General features: G+C 47.1%; 29 protein-coding genes. 28 read left to right on the top strand and 1 reads right to left on the bottom strand.

The window, feature by feature from the left end; genetic code table 11:
* The first annotated feature begins 7 nt into the window (after positions 1 to 7).
* The 5 genes from V6669_RS19910 (at position 8) to V6669_RS19890 (ending at position 4,512) form a co-directional block, all read left to right on the top strand.
* Complete coding sequence (locus V6669_RS19910; protein WP_338587754.1) at positions 8 to 586, top strand: YqhR family membrane protein; 579 nt, start codon at positions 8 to 10, stop codon at positions 584 to 586.
* 76 nt (positions 587 to 662) lie between these two features.
* Positions 663 to 1,106 carry a type II 3-dehydroquinate dehydratase gene (gene aroQ / locus V6669_RS19905; RefSeq protein WP_036614400.1) on the top strand — a complete coding sequence of 148 codons (444 nt, stop codon included), beginning with the start codon at positions 663 to 665 and terminating at the stop codon, positions 1,104 to 1,106.
* 39 nt (positions 1,107 to 1,145) lie between these two features.
* Entirely contained in the window at positions 1,146 to 2,219 is a 1,074-nt protein-coding gene (locus tag V6669_RS19900) for a Xaa-Pro peptidase family protein (RefSeq protein ID WP_315936975.1), read from the top strand.
* A gap of 291 nt (positions 2,220 to 2,510) precedes the next feature.
* Positions 2,511 to 3,068, top strand: coding sequence for an elongation factor P (gene efp / locus V6669_RS19895; RefSeq protein ID WP_017687580.1), 558 nt, complete (start codon positions 2,511 to 2,513; stop codon positions 3,066 to 3,068).
* 190 nt (positions 3,069 to 3,258) lie between these two features.
* Positions 3,259 to 4,512: an aspartate kinase gene (locus V6669_RS19890; RefSeq protein ID WP_047843625.1), complete on the top strand. Its 1,254-nt coding sequence runs from the start codon at positions 3,259 to 3,261 to the stop codon at positions 4,510 to 4,512.
* A gap of 88 nt (positions 4,513 to 4,600) precedes the next feature.
* Here V6669_RS19890 and V6669_RS19885 read toward each other — a convergent pair whose 3' ends face one another.
* Entirely contained in the window at positions 4,601 to 5,350 is a 750-nt protein-coding gene (locus V6669_RS19885) for a 2-phosphosulfolactate phosphatase (RefSeq protein WP_338587749.1), read from the bottom strand.
* A gap of 263 nt (positions 5,351 to 5,613) precedes the next feature.
* On the opposite strand from V6669_RS19885, the gene spoIIIAA reads away from it, so the two are divergent.
* From spoIIIAA to recN, 23 genes are all read left to right on the top strand, one after another.
* Positions 5,614 to 6,618, top strand: coding sequence for a stage III sporulation protein AA (gene spoIIIAA, locus V6669_RS19880; protein ID WP_338587748.1), 1,005 nt, complete (start codon positions 5,614 to 5,616; stop codon positions 6,616 to 6,618).
* Entirely contained in the window at positions 6,611 to 7,129 is a 519-nt protein-coding gene (spoIIIAB, locus tag V6669_RS19875) for a stage III sporulation protein SpoIIIAB (RefSeq protein WP_036614389.1), read from the top strand. Before spoIIIAA ends, spoIIIAB begins: the two co-directional genes overlap by 8 nt.
* Before the next feature lie 29 nt (positions 7,130 to 7,158).
* Entirely contained in the window at positions 7,159 to 7,362 is a 204-nt protein-coding gene (gene spoIIIAC / locus V6669_RS19870; RefSeq protein ID WP_017687585.1) for a stage III sporulation protein AC, read from the top strand.
* Between the two features lie 32 nt (positions 7,363 to 7,394).
* A complete protein-coding gene (gene spoIIIAD, locus V6669_RS19865; protein ID WP_017687586.1) occupies positions 7,395 to 7,784 on the top strand; it encodes a stage III sporulation protein AD in 390 nt (129 codons plus the stop codon).
* A 20-nt stretch (positions 7,785 to 7,804) separates the two neighbouring features.
* The gene (gene spoIIIAE, locus V6669_RS19860) at positions 7,805 to 8,995 is read left to right on the top strand and encodes a stage III sporulation protein AE (protein WP_338587746.1); all 1,191 of its coding nucleotides are present in this window, start codon (positions 7,805 to 7,807) and stop codon (positions 8,993 to 8,995) included.
* Between the two features lie 31 nt (positions 8,996 to 9,026).
* A complete protein-coding gene (spoIIIAF, locus tag V6669_RS19855) occupies positions 9,027 to 9,857 on the top strand; it encodes a stage III sporulation protein AF (RefSeq protein WP_338587744.1) in 831 nt (276 codons plus the stop codon).
* Positions 9,858 to 9,872: 15 nt separating this feature from the next.
* Complete coding sequence (gene spoIIIAG / locus V6669_RS19850; protein WP_338587743.1) at positions 9,873 to 10,511, top strand: stage III sporulation protein AG; 639 nt, start codon at positions 9,873 to 9,875, stop codon at positions 10,509 to 10,511.
* A 66-nt stretch (positions 10,512 to 10,577) separates the two neighbouring features.
* Entirely contained in the window at positions 10,578 to 11,408 is an 831-nt protein-coding gene (locus V6669_RS19845) for a SpoIIIAH-like family protein (RefSeq protein ID WP_338587742.1), read from the top strand.
* A 139-nt stretch (positions 11,409 to 11,547) separates the two neighbouring features.
* Positions 11,548 to 12,012 carry an acetyl-CoA carboxylase biotin carboxyl carrier protein gene (accB, locus tag V6669_RS19840; RefSeq protein ID WP_036614903.1) on the top strand — a complete coding sequence of 155 codons (465 nt, stop codon included), beginning with the start codon at positions 11,548 to 11,550 and terminating at the stop codon, positions 12,010 to 12,012.
* Positions 12,013 to 12,067: 55 nt separating this feature from the next.
* Complete coding sequence (accC, locus tag V6669_RS19835) at positions 12,068 to 13,411, top strand: acetyl-CoA carboxylase biotin carboxylase subunit (RefSeq protein WP_338587740.1); 1,344 nt, start codon at positions 12,068 to 12,070, stop codon at positions 13,409 to 13,411.
* 218 nt (positions 13,412 to 13,629) lie between these two features.
* On the top strand, positions 13,630 to 14,040 hold the full coding sequence (locus tag V6669_RS19830) for an Asp23/Gls24 family envelope stress response protein (protein ID WP_017687593.1): 411 nt from the start codon (positions 13,630 to 13,632) through the stop codon (positions 14,038 to 14,040).
* A gap of 146 nt (positions 14,041 to 14,186) precedes the next feature.
* A complete protein-coding gene (gene amaP / locus V6669_RS19825; protein WP_017687594.1) occupies positions 14,187 to 14,726 on the top strand; it encodes an alkaline shock response membrane anchor protein AmaP in 540 nt (179 codons plus the stop codon).
* Positions 14,727 to 14,740: 14 nt separating this feature from the next.
* Positions 14,741 to 14,974 carry a DUF2273 domain-containing protein gene (locus tag V6669_RS19820; RefSeq protein WP_017687595.1) on the top strand — a complete coding sequence of 78 codons (234 nt, stop codon included), beginning with the start codon at positions 14,741 to 14,743 and terminating at the stop codon, positions 14,972 to 14,974.
* A gap of 228 nt (positions 14,975 to 15,202) precedes the next feature.
* Positions 15,203 to 15,655 carry a transcription antitermination factor NusB gene (gene nusB, locus V6669_RS19815; protein ID WP_017687596.1) on the top strand — a complete coding sequence of 151 codons (453 nt, stop codon included), beginning with the start codon at positions 15,203 to 15,205 and terminating at the stop codon, positions 15,653 to 15,655.
* A 117-nt stretch (positions 15,656 to 15,772) separates the two neighbouring features.
* Entirely contained in the window at positions 15,773 to 16,630 is an 858-nt protein-coding gene (gene folD / locus V6669_RS19810) for a bifunctional methylenetetrahydrofolate dehydrogenase/methenyltetrahydrofolate cyclohydrolase FolD (protein WP_017687597.1), read from the top strand.
* A 10-nt stretch (positions 16,631 to 16,640) separates the two neighbouring features.
* On the top strand, positions 16,641 to 18,005 hold the full coding sequence (gene xseA / locus V6669_RS19805; protein WP_338587739.1) for an exodeoxyribonuclease VII large subunit: 1,365 nt from the start codon (positions 16,641 to 16,643) through the stop codon (positions 18,003 to 18,005).
* Entirely contained in the window at positions 17,995 to 18,252 is a 258-nt protein-coding gene (gene xseB / locus V6669_RS19800) for an exodeoxyribonuclease VII small subunit (RefSeq protein WP_017687599.1), read from the top strand. Before xseA ends, xseB begins: the two co-directional genes overlap by 11 nt.
* Positions 18,227 to 19,150, top strand: a complete 924-nt coding sequence (locus tag V6669_RS19795; protein WP_338587738.1) for a polyprenyl synthetase family protein — start codon at positions 18,227 to 18,229, stop codon at positions 19,148 to 19,150. The genes xseB and V6669_RS19795 overlap by 26 nt, the downstream gene beginning before the upstream one ends.
* Positions 19,151 to 19,433: 283 nt before the next feature.
* Complete coding sequence (dxs, locus tag V6669_RS19790) at positions 19,434 to 21,341, top strand: 1-deoxy-D-xylulose-5-phosphate synthase (RefSeq protein ID WP_133385416.1); 1,908 nt, start codon at positions 19,434 to 19,436, stop codon at positions 21,339 to 21,341.
* Between the two features lie 22 nt (positions 21,342 to 21,363).
* Positions 21,364 to 22,209 (top strand): TlyA family RNA methyltransferase, encoded by an 846-nt coding sequence (locus tag V6669_RS19785; protein ID WP_091018128.1) that lies wholly within the window; start codon positions 21,364 to 21,366, stop codon positions 22,207 to 22,209.
* 84 nt (positions 22,210 to 22,293) lie between these two features.
* A complete protein-coding gene (locus V6669_RS19780; RefSeq protein ID WP_074095691.1) occupies positions 22,294 to 22,779 on the top strand; it encodes a hypothetical protein in 486 nt (161 codons plus the stop codon).
* 84 nt (positions 22,780 to 22,863) lie between these two features.
* Positions 22,864 to 23,313, top strand: coding sequence for a transcriptional regulator ArgR (argR, locus tag V6669_RS19775; protein ID WP_017687604.1), 450 nt, complete (start codon positions 22,864 to 22,866; stop codon positions 23,311 to 23,313).
* Positions 23,314 to 23,368: 55 nt separating this feature from the next.
* Complete coding sequence (gene recN / locus V6669_RS19770) at positions 23,369 to 25,087, top strand: DNA repair protein RecN (RefSeq protein ID WP_338587737.1); 1,719 nt, start codon at positions 23,369 to 23,371, stop codon at positions 25,085 to 25,087.
* Positions 25,088 to 25,203 lie beyond the last annotated feature (116 nt).

The following is a 25,203-nucleotide window of genomic DNA, read 5'->3' as shown; positions in this document are numbered from 1 at the left end:
AATATCGATGACAGAACGTAAGCATGAAGATACATCACAAGATGAAGGTCAACGTCCGAAAGAACGCCAGCAAAAAGACAAGGGCAGGCGCGCTACCCAGAGACAAGGTCAAGCTCATTACTACACGAAGCCATTTTCCTTTGCGTTAGAGCTTGGCTTTTTTGCCGGTTTTATATGGGGTGGGTTACATTGGCTATTCTATCTGTTGCATTTTACAATTGTACCTGTCGGATTTCTGGCCGAGCCTTTTTTCAAACATGAATATATATATACCGCAGCAGGACATTTGACAGGCTGGCTGTTTTTTATCGTCTTTTCCATCTTGGCATCCTTGCTTTACACGTTCACGATTAGAAAATTGAAAGGGCCTATACCTGGCATGGTGTATGGAATTGTCTGGTGGCTGATTCTCTTTATACTGGTCGGACCAAAACTGGGTATGATGAAACCTTTGAACGGTTTAACGTGGGATTCAATCATCACGGAACTCTGTTTCTTTTTGTTATGGGGGCTGTTCATTGGTTACACGGTAGCCATGGAGTACACGGATGAACGTAAACGCGAGCCGGAGCAAGCGGGGGCATAGCGCAAAAAAGCTTCTCAATCCGGCAATGGCTGTGTTAAAATAGCAGATGGTTATTTGCAGAGAGGGTGGAGCAGCGATGAAACGAATTATTGTGATCAATGGTCCGAACCTGAACATGCTTGGTGTACGCGAACCGGGCATCTATGGAACGCTTAGTCTGAAGGATATTGAGGACAAAATTCGCAGACAGGCTGATGAAATTGGCGTCTCCATCGCTTTTTATCAATCGAACCATGAAGGGGACATTATTGACCGCATTCATGCAGCGATGGGTGAGGCAGACGGAATCATACTGAATGCCGGAGCATTTACCCATTATAGCTATGCTATACGTGATGCAATCAATGCTGTAAAAGTCCCTACGGTTGAAGTACATCTATCCAACATTCATGCACGCGAAGCGTTCAGACATCATTCAGTGATTGCAGCGGAAACAATCGGGCAGATTGCCGGATTTGGCGAAGTAAGCTATGAACTGGGATTGCTGGCTCTTGTGCGTCATCTGGACAAACAAACCTGAGCCGGGAACCCGGGAATGTGAGAGAAAGAAGGGTTACCGATGGAAAACAAACGAGTAAATAAGTTGCGTGAAGCCATGCGTGAGCATGAACTCACAGCAATGCTGATTACAAACCCGATTAACCGTCGTTATATGACGGGCTTTACAGGCTCGGCGGGATATGTGCTGATTACGGAACAGGATGCATATCTGCTGACTGATTTCCGTTATATGTCACAAGCGCCTCAGCAAGCCAAAGGATTTACCGTTGTTGAGCATGGAGCCAAGCCGATGGATACGGTGCGCGAATTGCTGACATCCGCGAATATCAAAGCAGTGGGCTTTGAGCAGGATAGTGTTACATTTGGCACGCACTCCGCTTATGCTGAAGCACTGCAGTCTATTGAACTGAAAGCTGTATCCGGGATCGTGGAACAACTTCGCATGTTCAAGGATGAAGACGAGATCGCCGTCATGCAGAGAGCAGCAGATCTGGCAGATGCTACGTTCAGCCACGTTTTGCAGTTTGCAAAACCAGGCATGACGGAGCGTGAAGTGGATCTGGAGATGGAGTTTTTCATGCGCAAACATGGAGCAACGTCCTCTTCGTTTGACACCATTGTAGCATCGGGTGAACGTTCTGCTATGCCTCACGGTGTAGCGAGCAGCAAGGTCATCGGACAGAATGAGTTAATTACATTTGACTTTGGTGCACTTTTGGACGGATACTGTTCAGATCTGACACGTACCATTGCAACAGGTACACCTGTACCTGAACTGCGCAAAATTTATGACATTGTACTGGAAGCTCAGTTACATACGCTGGAGAACCTGAAACCGGGTATGACCGGACGGGAAGCAGATGCATTGGCTCGTGATATCATTGCAGGTCACGGATATGGAGATCAATTCGGACACAGCACAGGCCACGGTCTGGGTATGGAAGTTCACGAAGCTCCTCGCTTGTCCAAGCTTAGCGACGATGTATTGAAACCGGGTATGGTTGTTACCGTTGAACCGGGTATATATATTGACGGGCTTGGCGGCGTGCGTATCGAGGATGACGTAGTGATTACCGAGACGGGTATTCATATTCTCACGAAGTCGGACAAGAAGTTCACCGTAATCGGCTAATTTACAGCCACCAGGGATATAAGACGATTTTTAATGTGTTATTTAAATTGAAAATAAGAAATTTCACCATAACGGAGAGTGCAGAACCAATCTGAAGAAGCGAAGCGTTCGCCTTTATCACCGGATTTTCCCATTGATAATGGGATCAAAAAAATCTGGGGATAACAGCGATCGGAGGATGGTACTGCAATCGAAGTGAACGAGGTGGTCATTCTTGGGCTCATTTTACATATAACATTAACCCGTCGTCTTATATCACCTACTTTTTAACCATATCAGGAGGGATTTTTTGTGATTTCAGTAAACGATTTTAAAACAGGCTTGACCGTGCAAGTAGATAACGATATCTATACCGTACTTGATTTCCAACACGTTAAACCAGGTAAAGGCGCTGCTTTCGTACGTTCCAAATTGAAAAACCTGCGTAACGGTAACACCGTTGAAAAAACATTCCGTGCAGGCGAAACGATTGGTCGTGCCATCATCGAAAACCGTGGCGTATCCTACCTGTATGCAAGCGGTACAGAGCACACGTTCATGGATAACGAAACTTATGATCAGTTCACATTGACTAGTGATCAACTGGAATGGGAATTGAACTTCCTGAAAGAAAACATGGTCGTTAAGATCGTTAGCTACCAAGGTGAAATTCTCGGAATTGACTTGCCAACAAGCGTTGAGTTGAAAGTCATCGAGACTGAGCCAAGTGTTAAAGGTAACACTGCACAAGGCGCTACCAAAAATGCAAAAGTGGAAACAGGCTTGAATGTACAAGTTCCTTTGTTCATTAACGAAGGTGACGTTCTCCTGATTGACACACGTGAAGGTAAATACTCTTCCCGTGCGTAACTTTCACAAGCTGTAAGCTAATAAACGGTATTAACAACCCTTTGCCATTCCTTTGGCAGAGGGTTTTTTCGAAAAAAGATTAGCCTATCAGGCGCTTTCGTAATATACTGGGTTAAAGTCATTTCTCGTAGAGAATAATGACGATGGACATTAATTATGCATACTGCACAAGGTAGGGAGTGGATTTGCGTTGTCATTGTACGTCATGAAATTTGGGGGCAGCTCGGTCGGAGATACAGAACGCATGAAGCGTGTAGCCGGACGTGTTGTAGAAAAAGCTGATGAAGGACATCGGTGTGTAGTTGTGGTTTCGGCCATGGGGGATACAACAGATGATTTGATTGATCAGGCAAAACAACTGAATAGTGATCTGCCTGCTCGTGAGATGGATATGCTCTTAACGACAGGAGAACAGATTTCGATCTCTTTGTTATCCATGGCTATTCAAGCGCTCGGACGTAAGGCGGTATCGTTTACAGGCTGGCAAGCGGGATTCCGCACAGAGCCGGTTCACGGAAAAGCACGTATTCATGATATTCAACCTGACCGTGTGAATGCAGCACTTGCCGAGGGCAACATTGTTATTGTTGCAGGATTCCAGGGCATGACGGAAGACGGCGAGATCACAACGCTTGGTCGTGGTGGTTCGGATACAACAGCTGTAGCGCTGGCGGCAGCAATTAAGGCTGATGCGTGTGAGATCTATACGGATGTAGACGGAATCTATTCTACGGACCCGCGGATCGTTAAGGTTGCACGCAAGCTGAAGGAAATATCGTATGACGAAATGCTGGAACTTGCTAATTTGGGAGCAGCGGTGCTGCATCCGCGTGCAGTAGAGTACGCGAAGCATTCCGGTGTACCTTTAATTGTAAGATCCAGCTTTAACCATAATGAAGGAACGGTTGTGAAGGAGGAAGCAGCAATGGAACAAGGCGTAGTGGTTAGTGGTATTGCCTATGACAAAAATGTGGCTCGCATCAGTATTCTGGGTGTGCCGGATGTACCAGGAGTTCTGGCCGAAGTATTTGGTGCGCTTGCGTCCAATCAGCTGGATGTGGACATTATCGTTCAGAGCGGAGTGATGGATGGCAAAGCGGACTTCTCTTTCTCTGTGGCGCTGTCTGATCGTGAGAACGCATTACGTGTCATTGAAGGCCTTCACAGCCGTTTGCCTTACCGTGAAGTCACATCAGAGGAGAACCTCGTTAAAATCTCCATTGTTGGCGCAGGTATGGTCAGTCACCCTGGTGTAGCTGCGAAGATGTTCAAAGTCATTTCCGCTGAAGGCGTGAGCATCAAGATGGTGAGCACTTCCGAGATCAAAGTATCTTGTGTCATTGACGGAGATAAGCTGCATGACGTCATTAAGGCATTGCATACAGCATATGATCTCGACACTGCAGAGCAAGCTGTTATCGGCGGACCTCAAGATCGCAGATAAGGTGTTTTATGTATATGTAAATTAGCAAAGGTGTACTGTTGCCAACGGGCAGCAGTACACCTTTTTTTTGTTTTTCTCATAACAATTCTCACATCAACTTGAACATCTTTCCCCCGCGTATGCCTCTATAAGGTTGCATGCGGTTCCCCTCCCCCATCTCGGGAACACAATCCAGCAGGTTTAATTGAGAACAATACGAAATATCATGAACTCTGCCTAACTTTTCAAGTCTCCGCCCGCTAACAGACCCCTGCACCAGCTCCGGGATGCTCTCCTGACATTGGGATACCGCCTGATGAAGAACGATGCCGAGATCGTTAAGTTGGAGGGGAGAACAGGATTGACGGTGCAGTTCATCGATGATACATCCAGCACACAACCCGTCCTCCAGAGCAAATTCATCCTGGTTCCCCGCACATAACAGTAATACATCTCGTTGAAGTTCACATAGAACTGCTGCAACAGCCTGCACATTGAGAAATGAACCAGCAAATACATGTTTCCCCTTGGAAGCCTTGATCAAAGCTCGGGTTCCATCGGTTGTGGTTAGAATGATTGTTTTATCTGCAATGCCTGCAGTCATATATTCATAGGGGGAATTCCCCACCTCGAAACCGGTGATTTTTTTGTCAAAACGCTCCCCGCCTCGAATGCAATCTTTCACTTCCATTTGTTTGGCTTGTGGAACCGTCTCTACGGCAATCACAGCCGAAGCGTCATACGCCAGAGCCGTAACAATCGTACTGGTCGTACACAATACATCAATGACAACCGCACTTCGCCCTGCAATATCAATGGTACGTACTTCATTCACATTGCCAACGACATCGACTCGCACTCCCCACAGCTCCTTTCTGTATCTGGGGATCGGTAGTTCTATTTTGAACCGGAATGGAACTTACCTATCTGCAATTACTATATGCATGCACATCTAGACGGGTGCCTAGAACAGAAGGTGGATCTATGGTTTCAACTCTCAACCGTATTCTGAAGAATTGATAGATTTCAGCGTCATAAATTAAATGTACAGGCATAAACTTGAGATATGAACAAGCGCCAGAAGTGTGAACCAAATGATCTCAAGGTTGGAGGAGCCTACTCATGAAGGTGAACTGGAGGGAACTTTTTCCGGAACCGATCCGAACCATTCTTGGAAGAATGCCGCCCGCACTATTGGAACAAGTGGAGGAAGTACGTATTCGTGAAGGCAGACCCCTGGAGATTAATGCAGACAACACTTACCACTTCCTGACACCTCAAGGTTGTCCGACCGGGAATCCTGAAGAAGCGTATGTTCCTCAGAAAGAAGTGACGCACAGGTTGCTGGACCTGATCAGTAACCATTCACTTTATACATTGGAAGAGGAACTGCGCAAAGGGTTCATCACCATACCTGGCGGACATCGAATCGGACTTGCTGGCCGAACGGTACTAAGCGGTGGGCGTGTCGAATACCTGCGCGACATCAACGGGTTTAACGTTCGGATAGCTCGTGAGGTACATGGGGTGGCTGATCGTATCCTTCCTCATCTTCTCGATATGAAGAGCGGACAGGTCCTGCACACGTTGATCCTATCACCACCACAACAAGGGAAAACGACGTTGCTGCGAGATCTGGCGAGACAAATTAGCAGTGGTACAAAGCTTACAGGGGGCAATGAACTGGTTCAGGGAATACGTCCGCGGCTGAAAGTGGGCATTGTGGATGAAAGGTCCGAAATCGCTGGCAGCTACAAAGGAGTACCTGGATTCGACGTAGGTCCGCGAACAGATGTGATGGACGGTTGTCCGAAGGCTGAGGGCATGATGATGATGCTTCGCTCCATGTCGCCCGATGTCCTGATTGTGGACGAGATCGGTCGTCCGGAGGATGCCGAGGCGGTGATGGAAGCCCTGCATGCAGGAGTCTCTGTGATCGCGACTGCTCATGGCCGTGATCTATCGGAGCTGTCGGCCAGACCCGCCCTCAGAACCTTAATTACGGAGCAGATGTTTCAACGTTATGTCCAGCTGCAACGGACGAGCCGGGGCATGACCTTCCGGCTGGCTGATGGCAAAATGCGTGGGTTGCAGCAGACCGGGGCAGGAGGTGAAGCCTTTGGTTAACATGTTTGGTGCGGTAATTATTCTGTTAGCCAGCACTCTCGCCGGTTTTTACAAGGCCAGACAGTATGCATTAAGACCGAGACAGTTGCGAGAACTCATTGCAGCCCTCCAGCGACTAATGACGGAGATTAACTATGGGCTCACTCCACTTCCCGATGCCATGGGCAAGATGGGAGCACAGACCAAAGAACCTGTAAAGACGCTGTTCCTTCATGCAGCCACACAGATGGAACCTCCTCATGGACTCACTGCCCGGGAAAGTCTGCAGTCAGGCGTGGATCTGGCGTGGGGAAGATCGGCCATGAAGGCTGACGAGAAGGAAGTGATGCTGCAATTAAGCTTCAGCCTTGGCACAAGTGACCGTCAGGATCAGACCAAACATATATCGTTAGCCATTCAACAACTAATGCATGAGGAATCCCGTGCCCAGGCCGATCAAATGAAATATGAACGAATGAGCCGAAGCCTCGGGATGCTTGTCGGAGCGTTAATCGTCATTCTGATCTTCTGAAATAGCCGGGATAGTGAGGTGCCAAGGTCATGAATCTAGAAGTGAACGCAATCTTTCAAATTGCGGGTATCGGAATCATCATCGCCATGATTCACACGGTACTGAAACAAATGGGAAAGGAAGATATGGCTCACTGGGTGACCGTAATCGGATTTGTCGTTGTATTGTTCATGGTGGTCCGTATGCTGGACAGCCTGCTACAAGAGATCAAATCGATATTTCTTTTTCAATGAAAAACGGTCATGAAGCCGGATGGTGGTGACCTGTGGAAATTATCCAAGTTGTAGGTTTGGCGCTCATCGCAACAGTGCTCATTCTGGTCATTAAGGAACAAAAACCGATGTTTGCCTTTCTGATTGCTGCCGCGACCGGCATTGTCATCTTCATGTTGTTGATTGGCAAAATCGGTGCAGTCATCGAAGTGTTGAAGCGGCTTGCCGAGAATTCAGGCATGGAAAGTATCTATCTGAAAACGGTGCTGAAAATTATTGGTATAGCCTACATCGCTGAATTTGGCGCACAGATTGTCAGGGATGCAGGTCAGGAGAGCATTGCGTCCAAGATCGAACTGGCTGGTAAGGTACTGATCCTTGTACTTGCTATACCGATCATCAGCATTATTATCGAAACCGTCATGAAGCTGATGCCGGTGTAGAAAGGGCGTGCGGACTTCATATGAAATCAATGTATCATAAGCCGCAGTGGCGCCTTACGGTTGTGCTGATGCTCTGTTTTCTGTTTGGTATCCTGGGACAGGTTACTGCAAGCTCACCATCCGGTGAGTGGATGCAGCAGCAGGCCGATCAGCTTCCCAAGGATCAGGTGGAGAAATACTGGGATCAACTGATGCAACAATACGGTGGTTTCTTCCCGGATGGGAAGACCCCTTCCTTCATGGATATGTTAATCCCCGGCAATGAAGGGTTCAGCCTGAAATCGGTGTTTGTAGCGATAGGAACCTTCATGCTGCATGAAATTTTATATAATGGCAAACTTCTGGTCACGATTGTGATGTTAAGTGTACTCAGCATGATTCTGGAGACACTTCAGACCGCATTTGAGAAAAATAATATTAGCAAAATCGCCTATTCCATCTGTTATATGGTCATCATCATTATTGCAATCAACAGTTTCAGTGTGGCGATTGGATACGCCAAGGATGCCATAACCGGCATGATCAACTTCATGATGGCCATGGTTCCCTTGTTATTCACACTACTCGCGTCCATGGGGAATGTCATCACCGTCTCGGTGACACATCCACTCATCATTTTCATGATTCATCTGGTTAGTACATTGATTCACTTGCTGGTATTCCCGTTACTTTTCTTCTCGGCTGTTCTGCATCTTGTCAGTTCATTGTCTGACAAGTACAAGCTGACACAGCTGGCCGACCTCCTGCGCAATATTAGTGTGGCACTGCTGGGTATTCTGCTGACGATGTTTTTGGGTGTAATCTCGGTTCAGGGAGCATCGGGATCGGTAGCAGATGGAGTCAGCCTGAAGGCCGCCAAATACATCGCAGGCAACTTTGTTCCTGTCGTGGGCAGAACATTTGCGGATGCGACGGATACGGTAATTACAGCTTCTTTACTTGTCAAAAATGCAATTGGACTCACCGGGGTGATCATCATTTTGTTTCTATGTGCCTTTCCGGCACTTAAGATCCTGGCTCTTGCCTTGATATACAACGTTACCGGTGCCATTATGCAACCGCTAGGAGACACCCCGATTGTAGGATGCCTCCAGGCCATCGGCAAGAGTATGATCTACGTATTTGCGGCGCTCGCAGCCGTCGGGCTAATGTTTTTCCTGGCAATTACCATCCTGCTGACCGCGGGCAATCTGACTGTCATGATGCGCTGAATGTATGTTGGCAAGAAAGGGGATGGAAAGGATGGGGTGGCTGAGCAACTGGCTCCAGGAATTGATTATGATCGTTCTGCTGGCGACTTTTGTGGATATGCTGTTGCCCAATCGATCCATGGAACGTTATGTCAAGCTTGTGCTGAGCCTTCTCATCCTGCTAACCCTTTTATCACCCATAACCAAGCTGCTCAAAAGTGATCCGGTTGGCGAACTGAAACGGGCCATGTCGGCAATGGATGCTCCATCGGATGGGAATGCAACACTCGAACAGATATTGGCTCAGGGCAAGCGGCTGCAATCCAATGAACAGGAACAATCCTTACAATGGACAGCCAAAGAACTGGCTAATGTCATGAAAGGTCAGATTGAAGAAACAACAGGAGCCAAGGTGCGGTCCGTAGAGGTACAGCTGACCATGAGTAAATATGAAACCGAGATGGAAGCTGCCTCATCCGTCGAACTGCCTGTGATCCAGCGTGTGTTGGTCGAGATGGCAGGAGAGGGTGCAGAGGGAGAAGTGAAGGCAAGGCAGCAAGAAGTTGCTGCTAATACACAACCCATATTTGGAACAGACACAGAAGCGGAGAAGGATAAATCACCTCAAACACAGCAGCCCATCCAGGTTGGTCAGATTGAAGTACCTGATGTACAGATTGATGTGAGTAAAGGGCAGCGTGGTGGAAATGAAGCCTCTTCCCAGCCTGTTATACGTGATCAGGCAGATGAGACGAAGCAGCAAGGTGAGACATCCACAAGGTCCGAACATGCGGTGCAGATTATTACATTGTTGACTGAAAAGTGGGATGTTGATGCGAGCAACGTTCAAGTGAGAGAACCCAAAAGTGGTGAAGTGCTCTGAGAAGGAGGGTGTCCGATGAAACAATGGTTCAAAAAGATGGAAACCTGGATGGGTGGCGGAGAGGGTGGGGTAAGGCGAAGTCAAACCTTCCGCTGGCTGATTATCCTCGGTTTGATCGGGGTGGGAATCATGCTGTTCAATTCCTTCGTCAATGTCAAAAAAATTGATTCCGAAAATATCGGTCGGGAACCACCGGACCCGGCAACATCCATGGCATCCATACAGAGTGATCCGTCAGAACAGAATCCTTTTCAGGCGATCGAAATTGCATTTGAAGACAAAATCAAAGGTGTGCTGGAAAACATTGTTGGTGTGGGAACGGTTGATGTGATGGTTACCGTGGATTCCACAGAAGAATTGGTCGTTCAGCGGAACGTGAAGGATTCTCAGCAACTTACCGAAGAAACCGATGCTAGCGGGGGCAAGCGACATATGACGCAATATACCCGTGATGGCGAGATTATTACGTACGAAATATCAGGGGATCAGACACCTATAGTGACCAAAAAGCTCAAACCGCAGATCCGTGGGGTGCTTGTGGTTGCGAGGGGTGCAGAGAACAAGGTTGTGAAGGACCTGATAACCGATGCTGTGGAAAAAGGACTGAATGTGGCAGCCTACCGGATCTCGGTTGTACCGCGCAAACAAGACTAATCTGATGTGTTGAATCACAAGATTCAATTCTCATAAGATTGAAGCCAATTTGAGGAGGAAGTTCTAATGAATAACAAACGTCAAACGGTATGGCTCGTTTCCATGCTGAGTCTGATGGTCATTTTGTCCGCGTATTATCTGTTCACTGAGGATTCCGGTCCAATCAACGCGCCGGTGGCTGACAGTCAGCAAGTGGATGGAATCAAGCAAGGGGAAGCAAAGGAGACGGCAGGCATTCTTGATCCTACAGAAGGTTTGGTTGTGAATGAAGTGGTGAATAGCGGCGAAGTTGAAAGTGATCCAAGTGCGGCTGGCGCTATGGAAGAACCGGCGGCTACGGAAGGTAAAGAAGCTGGAAATACAGAGAAAACACCTGCTGTCGTACCAGGCGAGAATAAGGGTGAGGCAGGCAAAGAAACCAACAAAGAGACCGACAAAGGGGCAACAACTACACCGGAGACAGACGGTCAGGCAGGCGGCACTGCAACCAAGACAGATGAGGAAGTCCTCAAGGAAATGGAAGAGCAGAATACGACAGTATCTGCGAGCAGCCAGTTCCAGAACTACCAGTGGCAACGTGAAGAAAGCAACAATCGCAAGTATGAGGAACTGATGACCGTGGCAGGTGATCTGAGCAAAACACCAGAGGAGAATGCCAAAGCAACGGAGCAACTCCGTACACTGGAAGAAAAAGAAGCCAAAATCACTGGCATTGAAGAGACGCTCTCTCAACAGTATGCTAATGCGATCGTTCAAGAAGATGCCGACAAGTATAAAGTGGTGGTCCTCAGTGACAAACTGGATGTAAAACAGGCGGTATCCATTGTCGATCTGGTCATGAAAGAATTGGCGGTTTCACAGAACAAAATCAGCGTGCAATACGTCACAGAACAGTAATCCTAATCATGGAAATGCAGTCCCGGGAGCTGGTTGTACTCTCGGGCTCTTTCCATTTTTAATGATTATGATATAATACATAAAGCCATATGACCGTCCTAGTGAGACTGGCATGATGCCGAAGGAGTGAATAATGGAAATGTTTAAATTGAGTGAAATCAAAGAACTGATTAAACTGGTAGATGAAAGTTCCGTTCAAGAGTTGGAAATTGAAAATGAAGGATCACGGTTATCGATCCGCAAACCGGGCAAAACGGAGTATGTTCAAGCAGCTGCTGTGCAACCGCAAATGATTGCTGCTCCGCAAGTACAGCCGGCCGCAGTGGTAAGTGAAGCTGCACCGCAGGTCGATACTACAAGTCATTTACATAAAATTGTATCTCCTATGGTAGGTACTTTTTACAGAGCTTCCTCGCCGGAAGCGGGTCCTTTTGTGAGCGCTGGTGATAAAGTTGTTGAGAAAACAACGGTATGTATCATCGAAGCTATGAAGCTGATGAACGAGCTTGATGCGGACATCAAGGGAGAAATCGTTGAAGTGCTGGTTGAGAACGGACAGCTGGTCGAGTATGGGCAGCCCCTTTTCCTGGTGAAACCGGAATAACCGTTATAGCTGGTAAACAGCTAACCGCATGAGCTTCGAAGGAGGACAAAACGAAATGGAATTTCAAAAAATACTGATTGCGAACCGTGGAGAGATTGCGGTACGTATTATTCGTGCCTGCCGTGAAATCGGCATCTCAACGGTAGCCGTCTATTCGGAAGCGGACAAGGATTCTCTGCATGTTCGTCTTGCAGATGAGGCTTATTGTATCGGACCGACACTGTCTAAGGACAGTTACCTCAACTTCACAAACCTGATGAGTGTAGCCACACTGACGGAATGTGATGCAATCCACCCTGGTTACGGTTTTTTGGCGGAGAATGCTGATTTTGCGGAAATTTGTGAGTCTTGCAATATTACGTTTATTGGACCTTCTCCTGAAGCCATCACCAAAATGGGTGACAAGGCTGTTGCCAAACAGACGATGAAAGATGCAGGAGTACCTGTTATTCCTGGATCAGACGGCCTTGTTGAAAATATGGATGAAGCCATCATGATTGCTAGAGATATCGGATATCCTATTATTATCAAAGCTACTGCTGGTGGCGGAGGTAAGGGAATTCGTATTGCCGAAGATGAAGAAACGCTGATTAAGCAGATTACTGCTGCTCAGCAGGAAGCACAAAAGGCATTTGGCAATGCAGGTGTATATCTGGAGAAATTCCTGACAGGTATGAAACACGTGGAAATTCAGATCATTGCTGATAAACACGGAAATGCAGCACATTTGGGAGAGCGTGATTGCTCGGTTCAGCGTCGTCGCCAGAAATTGGTAGAGGAAGCTCCCTGTCCGATTCTCTCCGAAGATGTTCGTACACTGATGGGCGAAGCTGCGGTACGGGCTGCCCTTGCTGTGGATTACTCGGGAGCGGGTACATTGGAATTCCTGCTCAGCCCGAATGGCGAGTTCTATTTCATGGAAATGAATACGCGTATTCAGGTAGAGCACCCGGTTACTGAGATGGTTACTGGCGTGGATCTGATCCGTGAGATGATCTCGGTAGCTGAAGGCAACCCACTTTCATTCCGTCAGGAAGACGTGGTTATCAATGGCTGGTCCATTGAATGTCGTATCAATGCAGAAGATCCGGACCGTAACTTTATGCCATCACCAGGCAAAATCGGATTCTACCTTGCACCGGGAGGACCTGGCGTTCGTGTAGATAGTGCTGCTTATCCGGGTTATACCATTTCACCTTTCTATGACTCCATGATCGCAAAATTGATTGTGTGGGGAGCGAATCGTGAAGAGGCGATTGCCAAGATGAAGCGTGCGCTTGGGGAATTTGCGATTGAAGGCATATCTACAACTATTCCTTTCCATCAGAAATTGCTGGAGCACCCAACGTTCATTCGTGGTGACTTTGATATCAAATTTCTTGAGGAAAACGAGATTTAAAAGGTATATTGGGCTTGTTTGTCATAATGTAGCCCAAATGATATAGTATGTAATAATAAGAGCGCATGTCTCCTGCAAAGGATAAGCCCGCACCTTGCGGATGTTTGCAGGAGTTCCGGTAAAGCCGGACCGGAAGGGTTCTGAAGGTTGATTAACCTGAGTCCAGCGCCCTGACGGATGGCCGCAAACTTATCTCGCGAAAGGTGTGTTGAACAGTTATGAGTACACTACCGACTGAATTTGAACGAACGGATATCGGTGAAATCCAGATCGCACCTGAAGTTATTGAAGTGATTGCTGGATTGGCAACCCTTGAAGTGAAAGGTGTTGCAGGCATGAGTGGCGGATTCGCTGGCGGATTTGCTGAATTGCTTGGTCGCAAAAACCTTTCCAAAGGCGTTAAAGTCGAAGTGGGCCAACGTGAAGCTGCAGTTGATGTTTCTGTAATTATCGAGTATGGATACCGTCTGCCACAAGTAGCTACGGAGATTCAACAGAACGTGAAACGTTCCATCGAGAACATGACAGGATTGAATGTGAATGAAGTGAATGTGCACATTCATGACGTTCAGTTCAAGAGCACCGAGAAAGTGGAAGAGATCGACCTGAACAGTCAGCGCGTAAAATAAAAGAAGACAGATTCCCCCGGCATCATCTGCCGGGGGTTATCCCGTCTTGGACAGGTCTTCATTATAGCGAAAGCTAGATGAGGATCTGATTTTTTGCTAGTGAACAGGTTAAGTAATGTTAGTGAGCAAGGGAGGCTGTGCAGTTCGTGGCTAAAATACTGGATCGGCTTCTGTTGTTTATATACAGCATAAGCGTTGGAGCAATATCGGCAGCCGTCATTCTTCTGATTAGCGGTGTGCTGCCTTACGAATTGAATTACCAGCAGGAACAAAACGTTATTGTTGCGTCGGTTATTGCAGCAGCGATTTTGTTTATCCTGAGTTTGCGATTTTTCTACATCTCGGTTCGCCGTGAGCGTGCATCGTTGCCGTCTGTAGATCAACGTACTGAGTTTGGTGATGTACAGATTTCGATGGAGACGATTGAGAATCTCTGTTTGAAGGCAACTTCCCGTTTCCGGGGAGTACGTGATGTCAAGGCACGCATACGTGTGGTTGAGTCAGGACTGGAGATTATGATCCGTGCAGTAGTGGATGGTGAGACACCTATTCCTGCGCTGACTTCTGATCTGCAAAAGGCGATACATGATCATGTACAAGAGATTACGGGCATCCCCGTTTCTTTTGTCACGGTGTATATCGCTAATGTAACCCAGTCGCCTAACTACAAGAGTCGAGTGGAATGAGGTGAGTTTCACTGATGCTGTGGAAAGAGATTTGGGATAGTCACAGAGGCCGAATTACCGGAATTATCGGCGGCATCTTTTTTGGATTTCTTTATGTATGGATCGGTTTTTGGGATATGTTGTTCTTTGCACTCTTGGTGTTCATCGGTTATACGTTAGGCAGACGAAGCGATTCGAAGCTGGGTTCGTCCATTCCCTGGAGGGAGTGGGGGCAATGGCTTGGCGATCGCTGGCGTCCGTTTAAGTGACCTACCTGAACCCTGCAATATGTTTCTTCCGAAAATAGAGCTGTAGTTTAGGTTGCCCGTTTTTTGGAGGAAACGTATTGCAGGTTTTTTTGTGAAAAGGGATAACAATAACAATAACAATACCGTGGAAGCCATCGATCAATCTATTAATGGATTTGATGAGATGGTTGCATGGATTATAAAATAAGCATGATGACGCTCCAGACGGAGCGCTGCAGGAGGCAGGACATGAAAAGACGTTTGGCAAGGGAAATTGCAGTACAAAGTCTGTATCAGATGGAAATGAATGAGGTAGGCGCAGCAGAAGCTGTAAACATGTTGATCAATGAAGCCGCTGAAGATAATGAAACCGAAGTGGTTATCCGCGATGCAGATGTAATGCGTACCTATGTTACTGAGATTGTACAAGGAGCATGGAACAATAAAGAAGCGATTGACGGGCTGCTGGTGGATTATTTGAAAGGTTGGCAGATCAGCCGTCTGTCACGTGTAGATCGCCAAATTCTACGACTGTCAACGTATGAAATGGTGTTCCGTGATGATATTCCGGCAAAAGTGTCTGTCAACGAAGCAATCGAACTGTCCAAATATTTTGGTACAGAAGAATCCGGTAAGTTCGTCAATGGCGTACTTGGACGCATGATTCAGGAAGTTGATGCCATTAAAGCAAAATTATCTTAAGTTATGATTAATTATAGTGTGTGTTCAAAAAGACCGGTTTTCAGTATCCTTTGTAATCAAAAGCGGGCTTTTTGAACAACCTCTAAATTTATATTCACATAAGGGAGAGAGAGTACAATGACAGCATCTATTATTAACGGTAAAGAAGTATCCCAAGAGATCCGCGCAAGCATGACAACAGAAGTAAAACAGCTTAGCGAACAGGGGGTAGTACCTGGTCTGGCTGTTGTGCTCGTCGGGGAAGATCCGGCATCCCAAGTCTATGTGCGTAATAAAGAAAAAGCATGTCACGACCTCGGTTTCTACTCCGAAGTGCATCGCTTGGATGCAGATACGTCCCAAGAAGATCTGCTTGCGCTGGTGGACAAGCTGAACAATCAACAATCCATTAACGGAATTTTGGTTCAACTGCCACTGCCAAAACATATCGAAGAGAAAGCGGTCATTGATGCAATTGCCGTGGATAAAGACGTAGACGGATTCCATCCAGTCAATGTTGGTAATCTTGTTATTGGAGACGATAGTCTGCTTCCATGTACCCCGGCTGGTGTAATTGAACTGATCAAGCGCACTGGACTGGAAATGTCCGGTAAACATGCGGTAGTCATCGGAAGAAGCAACATCGTTGGCAAACCGGTATCGCTGTTGCTGCAACGTGAGAATGCAACGGTAACGATGTGTCATTCCCGCACAGCCAACATGAAAGAAATTACACGTCAGGCGGACATTCTAGTTGTAGCCATCGGCCGTGCTAATTTTGTGGATGCTGATTTTGTGAAACCGGGTGCTGTTGTTATTGATGTCGGCATGAACCGTTTGGAGAATGGCAAACTGGCAGGAGACGTTGATTTCGAGAGTGTAAAAGAAGTTTCTGGTCCAATTACACCCGTTCCTGGTGGTGTTGGTCCGATGACAATCACAATGCTGATGCAAAATACATTGATCGCTGCCAAGCGCGCTCACGGATTGGCCTAGGGTTTTGTCTGTGGCAGATCAAAAGATCTACTCCATTAAAGACCTGAACCGATACATCCGGATGAAACTGGAATCGGATCAGGTCCTGTCGGACGTCTGGCTACGCGGGGAGATTTCGAACTTCACACATCACTCCAGCGGCCATATGTATTTTACATTGAAGGACAAGGACAGCCGGATCAAGTCAATTATGTTTGCGTCCCATAACCAGCGATTACCCTTTGTACCGAAGGAGGGTGCAAGGGTTATTGCCCGTGGTAATGTCTCGGTGTATGAACGGGATGGGCAGTATCAATTCTACGCTACCCATATGCAACCGGACGGAATTGGAAGTCTGTATCTGGCATACGAACAGCTGAAGAAAAAGCTCGAGGATGAAGGGTTATTTTCACCTTCGCGGAAAAGACAGATTCCTCGTTATCCACAGACCATCGGAGTTGTAACTTCACCGACGGGAGCGGCGGTGCGAGACATCATGATCACACTCCAACGCAGATACCCTTCTGCCAAAGTTGTTTTGTATCCTGTTCTGGTTCAAGGCAAGGGTGCAGCACCTTCCATCGTCAAAGCGATTGGAAACCTAAACCGGATGGGAGAAGCCGATGTACTTATCGTTGGACGCGGAGGCGGTTCACTGGAGGAGTTGTGGGCCTTTAATGAGGAGATTGTGGCAAGAGCAATAGTCGCTTCGGATATTCCTGTCATTTCTGCGGTGGGGCACGAAACGGACTTCACTATTGCTGATTTTGCAGCCGATTTGCGTGCGGCTACACCTACAGCAGCTGCTGAGTTAGCTGTACCTAATCGAGCCGAGTTGCTTGAGCAGATCGGACAACGTCAGCGCCAGTTACAGCACAGCTTACGTCAACGTGCTGTACATAATCGTGAACGGCTCGCAAGATTACAGCGTTCGCCAGTGCTTGTTCATCCAAGACGCACCTTGATGCAACACACCGAACGACTGGATATGATGCACCAACGGCTTTTGAGAACAGTGGATACGCGTATGAAATGGACAGGAGAGAAGCAGGAGCGTCTGCGGGCAGCACTGCAACGATTCAATCCTCGTGAGCAGGTTAATGCAGCACGCCGTGAGAATGCGGCAGCACGCAGACAACTGGAACTTGCGATCAGGTCTATAACCAGATCAAAGCAACAACAGTGGAAATCATCTGTGCGGCATCTGGATGCGCTCAGCCCGCTTAAAGTCATGTCACGTGGATACAGTCTTGTCTATGACGAGCAGGAACAGCGATTAATCAAGTCCACAAAGGATGTACAGCCTGGAGATTCAATTAAGATTAAATTAACAGACGGACAGCTGGACTGTCAGGTTTGGGGAATGAAGGAGGACGACAATACCCATGGCGAATGAACCGGAATTGAATTTTGAAGAGGCAATGGCGGCATTGGAAGACATCGTAGGTCAGCTGGAACATGGTGATGTTCCGTTGGAACAGGCCATCGATCTGTTTCAACGCGGGATGAAACTTTCGCAACTTTGCGGTCTGAAGCTGGAACAAGTGGAACGCAAGATCGAAATGATCGTAGAAGAAGATGGAGAGCTTCGCAAGAAGCCTTTCGGAACTGCTGACGATGAGAGCGGTGAAGTCCATGAGTAATCGTCCTTCGTTTCAAGCATACCTCGAAGAGGTCACAGCTGGGGTGACAGAAGCGTTGAAACACACGCTTCCCGATCACTGGGATGTACCCCAATCGTTGACGGATGCGATGCAGTACTCACTCATGGCCGGAGGCAAACGCCTTCGTCCTCTTCTGGTCGTTGCTGCGGCGGAAGCCTTCGGTGCACAGCGTACAGCTGCAATGCCGGTAGCCTGCGCCGTGGAGATGGTTCATACGTATTCACTGATCCACGACGACCTGCCTGCTATGGATAATGATGATTACCGCAGGGGAAAATTAACGAATCATAAGGTATATGGTGAGGCAACAGCCATATTGGCAGGCGATGCGCTGTTAACCCATGCTTTTTATAGCATTGTTCAAGCTGGACACCGTAGCGGTGTGGCGGCAGATGCGTTGCTGTCCATCGTAGAGGACATGTCCGAACTCGCTGGAGCAAGAGGTATGGTCGGTGGCCAAGTTGCGGATATGGAAGGCGAGCAAGGCATGACTGATCTTGCACAGCTTCAATATATTCATTTGCACAAAACAGGTGACCTGATTGTTTTCTCCCTCATTGCTGGAGCACGAATCGGTGGAGCAACGGAAGGACAATTGGAAGCCTTGCGTGTATTTGGCCGTGATCTGGGGCTGGCGTTCCAAATTCAGGATGATATTCTCGACCTGACGGGTGACGAGCAGAAGATGGGCAAGAAAACACAGAGCGATGTGAATCAGCAGAAGGTAACATATCCTTATTTTATTGGCATGGAGGCTTCTGTAGCTGAGGTGAAATCCCTTACCCAATCTGCAAAAGACGCACTTGAAAGAGCTGAGTTACCTGATGCATCCAGATTGCTGGAAATTGCAGATTACCTGATGAGTCGAGACCATTAGATTCTGATAAAACGCGCTGTTTCAAAACCTGTATAACCGTGTAATGAATGTAATGTCCTTTTTCCGAGTAGATGGAAAAAGTCTGTCCCGAGTGGATGCGGGAATACATATGGAGAAGAATTTTAAATAACTTGCTGGCGAGAATGCTCGTTATCGGGAGTATAGTGCAGTAAATTATGATTCTTGTTCTTTTATGTTATAATGATTTAATGTCATTTGATTCATAATGTATATATCGATTTACAACAATAACTAAACAATCTAGGAAAGCGGGGAGATTCTCGTGCTGCTTCCACAAATTAAACAACCCAGTGATCTAAAGTCGATGTCTCAGGATGATCTTGCCCTTTTGTCGGCAGAGATCCGGCAGTTTCTGATTGAGAAACTGTCTGTTACAGGTGGGCATCTCGCACCCAACTTAGGCGTGGTTGAGCTCACGGTAGCCCTGCATTACTGCTATAACAGTCCAGCAGACAAAATGATTTTTGATGTAGGGCATCAGGCTTATGTGCATAAAGTCCTGACAGGGCGTATGGATCGCTTTGATACATTGCGTCAACATAACGGCCTGTGCGGGTTTGTCAAACGCAACGAAAGCGAACATGATGTATGGGAAGCTGGACACAGCAGTACTTCGTTGTCCGCTGCGATGGGGATGGCCCTTGCACGTGATCTGAAGGGTGAGGACAACCAAGTTATCGCGATGATTGGTGATGGAGCGCTTACAGGTGGTATGGCTTTTGAGGCTCTGAATCATATCGGTCATGAGCAGAGAAAACTGATGGTTATTCTGAATGATAATGAAATGTCCATTGCTCCAAACGTTGGGGCCATGCATAAATATTTGAGCAAGATTCGTTCGGATCGTCATTATCTGAAAGCAAAAGATGATGTCGAAGGGATGCTTAAAAAAATTCCAGCTATCGGAGATCGATTGGCCAAATCGGCAAGCTGGATCAAAGACAGTGTCAAATATATGATGGTACCAGGTGTTCTTTTCGAAGAACTGGGCTTCACGTATTTGGGACCGATTGATGGGCACGATATTCCCAAATTGATTGAAACCTTCAAACAGGCAGATAACGTTGATGGCCCTGTGCTCGTTCACGTGCTCACGACCAAAGGTAAAGGTTATCAGCCAGCAGAAGCCGATTCGCACAAGTGGCATGGGATTTCACCGTACAAAATTGAATCTGGGCAAGTGCTGAAGGCAGTTGGAAAACCGATGTACACGGAAGTGTTTGGCCAAACGTTAATTGATCTTGCGAAGCAGGATAAGCGGATCGTAGCTGTAACGCCAGCAATGCCTACAGGATCAGGTCTCATTCCTTTTAGTAAGGAATTTCCTGACCGCATGATTGACGTAGGGATCGCAGAACAGCATGCGGCAACCATGTGTGCTGCACTGGCTATGGAAGGCTTGAAGCCGGTCTTTGCCGTGTATTCTACGTTTATGCAACGTGCATATGATCAGATTGTACATGATATTTGCCGTCATAACGCTAACGTGATGTTTGCTATTGACCGTGCCGGGTTTGTTGGTCCGGATGGGGAAACACATCAAGGGGTATACGATGTGGCATTTATGCGCCATATTCCAAATATCGTCTTGATGATGCCAAAAGACGAAAATGAATTGCGCCACATGATGAAAACGGCGCTTGATTATAATGAAGGTCCAATTGCTTACCGTTATCCACGAAACAATGTGGTCGGTGTGCCTTTGGATGATGTACTTGTTCCGATTCCAATCGGATCATGGGAGCAACTGCGTCCATCAGAGGGATATGCTGTCATCGCTTCAGGGTCGATGGTGCAGCTTGCAGAAGAAGCAGCAGAGATGGTGAAGCGGGAAGGGATCACAGCAGGCGTAATCAACGCTCGCTTCCTCAAACCTCTTGACGAGCAAATGTTGCGTGATTTAGCTGTTCGAGGCACCAAATTGATTGTACTTGAAGAAACATCCCAAGCAGGCAGCATGGGTAGTGCAGTGCTGGAGTTTTATGCAGAACAGGGACTACATGATGTTCATGTACAATTGATGGGGATTCCGGATCGCTTCATCGAGCATGGCAGTATTAAGGAACAACGTGAGGAAGTGGGTCTTACCGTTGAAAATGTATGTGCTGAACTGCGCAAGATGGCTGTTCAATCATCTTACGGCATACCCAAAACACGTTTTCCTTCGTAAATTTACATGATAGGAGACAGACATGTCACTCCCGAAAGAACGAATTGATGTTCTGCTGGTTGAGCAGGGCTATTATGAAAGTCGTGAGAAGGCAAAAGCTGCAATCATGGCTGGACTGGTATATGCCAATAATGAGCCAATCGAAAAGGCGGGCATGAAAATTCCAAGGGAAGCCGAGCTGAAAGTTAAAGGCTCGGTACATCCCTACGTCGGAAGAGGCGGATTGAAGCTCGAAAAAGCGATCCGTCATTTCGGCCTTGATATGAATGGACTTGTCATGCTCGACATTGGTTCATCCACCGGTGGATTTACGGATTGTGCACTTCAGCATGGCGCGTCTCACGTCTACGCTATTGATGTGGGGTATAATCAGCTCGACTGGTCTTTGCGTAATGATGAGCGGGTTACTGTTATGGAACGAACCAATTTCCGCTATGTGACTCCTGAAGATCTGACGGGACCCGTCCCGAACTTTGCGAGCATTGATGTGTCGTTCATTTCACTGCGAATCATATTGCCGCCACTTCTGGCTCTTTTGAAACAACCTGCAGATATCGTTGCATTGATTAAACCTCAATTTGAGGCAGGGCGTGAAAAAGTAGGCAAGTCCGGTGTGGTACGTGATACGAAGGTACACAAGGATGTATTGCAGACGATGCTTCATTTTGCCAGTCAACTTGGTTTGCATCTGCAGAGTTTGACTTTTTCACCGATAACCGGTGGAGAAGGTAATATAGAATTTCTCGCACATTGGCGTCTGGAAGCACCAGAGGCCACACAACCAGAGATCGATCCAGCTTCACTTGACGCACTTGCGGAGCAAGTTGCAAAGGAAGCAGCTCATACATTTACGGGAAACTCATCATAAGATGGGTTTCTTTTCGCTGGAAAGGTGATTGATGTAAAGGGAAATCGTTACTGAACCTCGAATATGTCTTCGAGGTGAGCGATAATGGATGGTCAATATGACACAATCTTTATAGGTGTACTTGCTGTCTGTTTGATCTTGTGGCTGTTCTTTGGCTTGCGTAATTGGGTGAACCGACCGATGCCGGTAAGCTTGTCCGGAATGCAACTGAACGTGAAGATTCAGGATTCCCCGGCCTTGGATTTGCTTGAAGCACAGGGTTACGAAGTCATCGGTGGCAAAATGAAAGTCCCTCTGGCTTTTGAGGCCAATGAATCCGTTTATTACAGCAGGTTATTCATTGATTATGTTGCAGAACGTGAGGATCTGAGATACTTGGTGAAAACTTCTCGTCGCAGACAGCCAATTGAAATGACCGGCCCTGCGCTAAGAGATCGCTTCCTCAATTATCTGTTGTTATATCCTGGCTGTGAAGGATTGCTGTATGTTGACGTGGAGGATTCCGATATTAAGTTAATCAGGCTCATGGACTATCAGGAAGATGTGTATGATGGGGATGATCTGGACTAATATAAAAAGATGAACATTGCAGGGCAAAGTCTGCGGCGAACTACAATTGCTGCTTTATTGCAATACATTTAACTGGAGGCATGTATGAAAGGACAAAGGCACATCAAGATTCGTGAAATCATTAGTCAAAATGAAATTGAGACCCAGGATGATCTGGTTGAAGCACTACGCAAATCAGGTTTTCAGGTGACTCAGGCGACGGTATCCCGAGATATCAAGGAACTTCTGTTAATCAAGATTCCGATGGATGACGGAAGATACAAGTACTCTTTGCCAACAGATCAACGATATAATCCGATTCAAAAGTTGAAGCGTGCACTCGTTGACAACTTCTTGCACATTGATCACACCAACAATCTGGTTGTGATGAAATGTTTGCCGGGAACAGCCAACTCCATTGCAGCTTTGCTTGATAATATTGAGTGGAATGAAGTCATGGGCACGATCTGTGGAGATGATACCATTCTGATTATCTGCCGGACTGAAGGTAACAGCGTGACCGTTATTGAACGCATTATGGGTTATATTGCTTAAATTAATGGTTCAAAAACATAATTTCTGAGTTAGTCATCCGGAGGTGTTTTTGCAGATGTTAGTTACGTTATCGATTCGAAATCTGGCTGTGGTGGAAGAAGTGGACGTTGTATTCCATCCGGGATTCCATGTACTTTCAGGGGAAACGGGTGCAGGGAAGTCGATTATTATAGATGCACTTGGCTTAATTGCTGGTGGACGAAGTTCAGCTGATCTGATCCGGTACGGATGTGAGAAGGCAGAGATGGAAGCCCTTTTCGAGATGGAGCAGAGTCATCCGGTCTGGCTGACGTTAGAGAAGCTCGGTATCCATTGTGAGCCTGAAGAGCATTTGGTTATTCGGCGTGAGCTGAATACTCAAGGGAAGAGTACGTCCCGCATTAATGGGCAATTGGTCAATCTGACCATGCTGCGGGAAGTAGGCGAGAAGCTAATCAATATCCATGGACAACATGAACATCAGAGTTTGCTGCGTGCAGAGGGTCATCTGGGGCTTCTCGATACCTATGGCTCGGAAGTCATCGGACCTGTCAAAGTGAAGTACCAGGAGCGCTACAGCAAGTTTATCACGGCGGAAAAAGAACTGCGTGCGCTTCAGGAGTCCAGTCAGCGGGCATATCAACTCTTGGACATGTATCGCTTTCAGCTTGAGGAGATCGCAGCGGCAAGCCTTACACGAGGCGAGGATGAATTACTCGGGGAAGAACGGGTCAAACTATCCCATAGTGAGAAAATGATGGACAGTGTTGCTGGTGCATATGATCTGCTCAGTGGTCAACGCGGTCTTGAAGCTGTGAGCATTGCTCTTTCAAGAATTGAAGACATTTCTGGATATGATAGCAAAGGACTGCAACCAATTGTAGAGCAGCTGCAATCCGCATTTTATCAATTGGAAGATGCGACATTCCAGCTAAGGGATTACCGGGAGAAGATTGAATTTAATCCGGCAAGGTTGGAAGAAGTGGAGCAAAGGCTCAATCTGATTTCTGGCCTCAGACGGAAATACGGAGACAGTGTTGAACTTATTCTGAGTTATTATGATCAGATTAGCCATGAAACCGACCAACTGGAGAACAAGGACGAACGGCTGGAGAAATTGCGAGCTGAACGTGACAAAATGCTGAACCTTGTGATGGAGTCTGCAGAAGAACTCAGCAAGGTTCGCAAACAATGCGCAGAGGAACTTGCTGCACAGGTGGAAAGTGAACTCAAGGATCTGCAAATGGAACGGACTACACTGCGTGTTCAGATTACTCCATTCGAAGATCCGAAGGGCATTGAATGGAATGGACGCCGTATTCGTCTGAATCGTCAGGGTGCGGACAATGCGGAATTCCTGATCTCACCGAACCCGGGCGAGCCATTACGACCACTTGGCAAGATTGCTTCAGGTGGTGAGTTGTCGAGAATGATGTTGGCGATGAAGAGTATCTTTGCGCGACATGACCGGATACCTGTGTTGATTTTTGATGAAGTTGATACTGGTGTTAGCGGTAGAGCAGCTCAATCCATTGCGGAAAAACTGTTCCGCTTGTCTTCGACTTGTCAGGTTTTCTCAATAACTCACTTACCACAAGTGGCTTGTATGGCAGATCATCAGTATCTCATTGAGAAACATGTCTACGATGGACGGACGATGACGCAGGTGGAATCGCTGTCAGACGAAGGCAGAGTGAAGGAATTGGCACGTATGCTGGGCGGCGTGGAAATTACAGAAAAAACGCTGCATCACGCACAGGAAATGCTGAATTTGGCGGAAGCCAAAAAAGGGTGAAACGGACGGCTGGCGTAATGATTGACAGTAATAAAAGCCTGGGGGCGAGGTTATCTTATAGGTACGCAATTGGCGACCACCTTTCGTCAAGCGAAAGAAGCAAAGGGAGTGTGACA

This window comes from Paenibacillus sp. Y5S-9 (genome assembly GCF_036894235.1).
Taxonomy (GTDB): domain Bacteria; phylum Bacillota; class Bacilli; order Paenibacillales; family Paenibacillaceae; genus Paenibacillus.
This window is presented reverse-complemented; position numbering and strand designations above follow the sequence as displayed.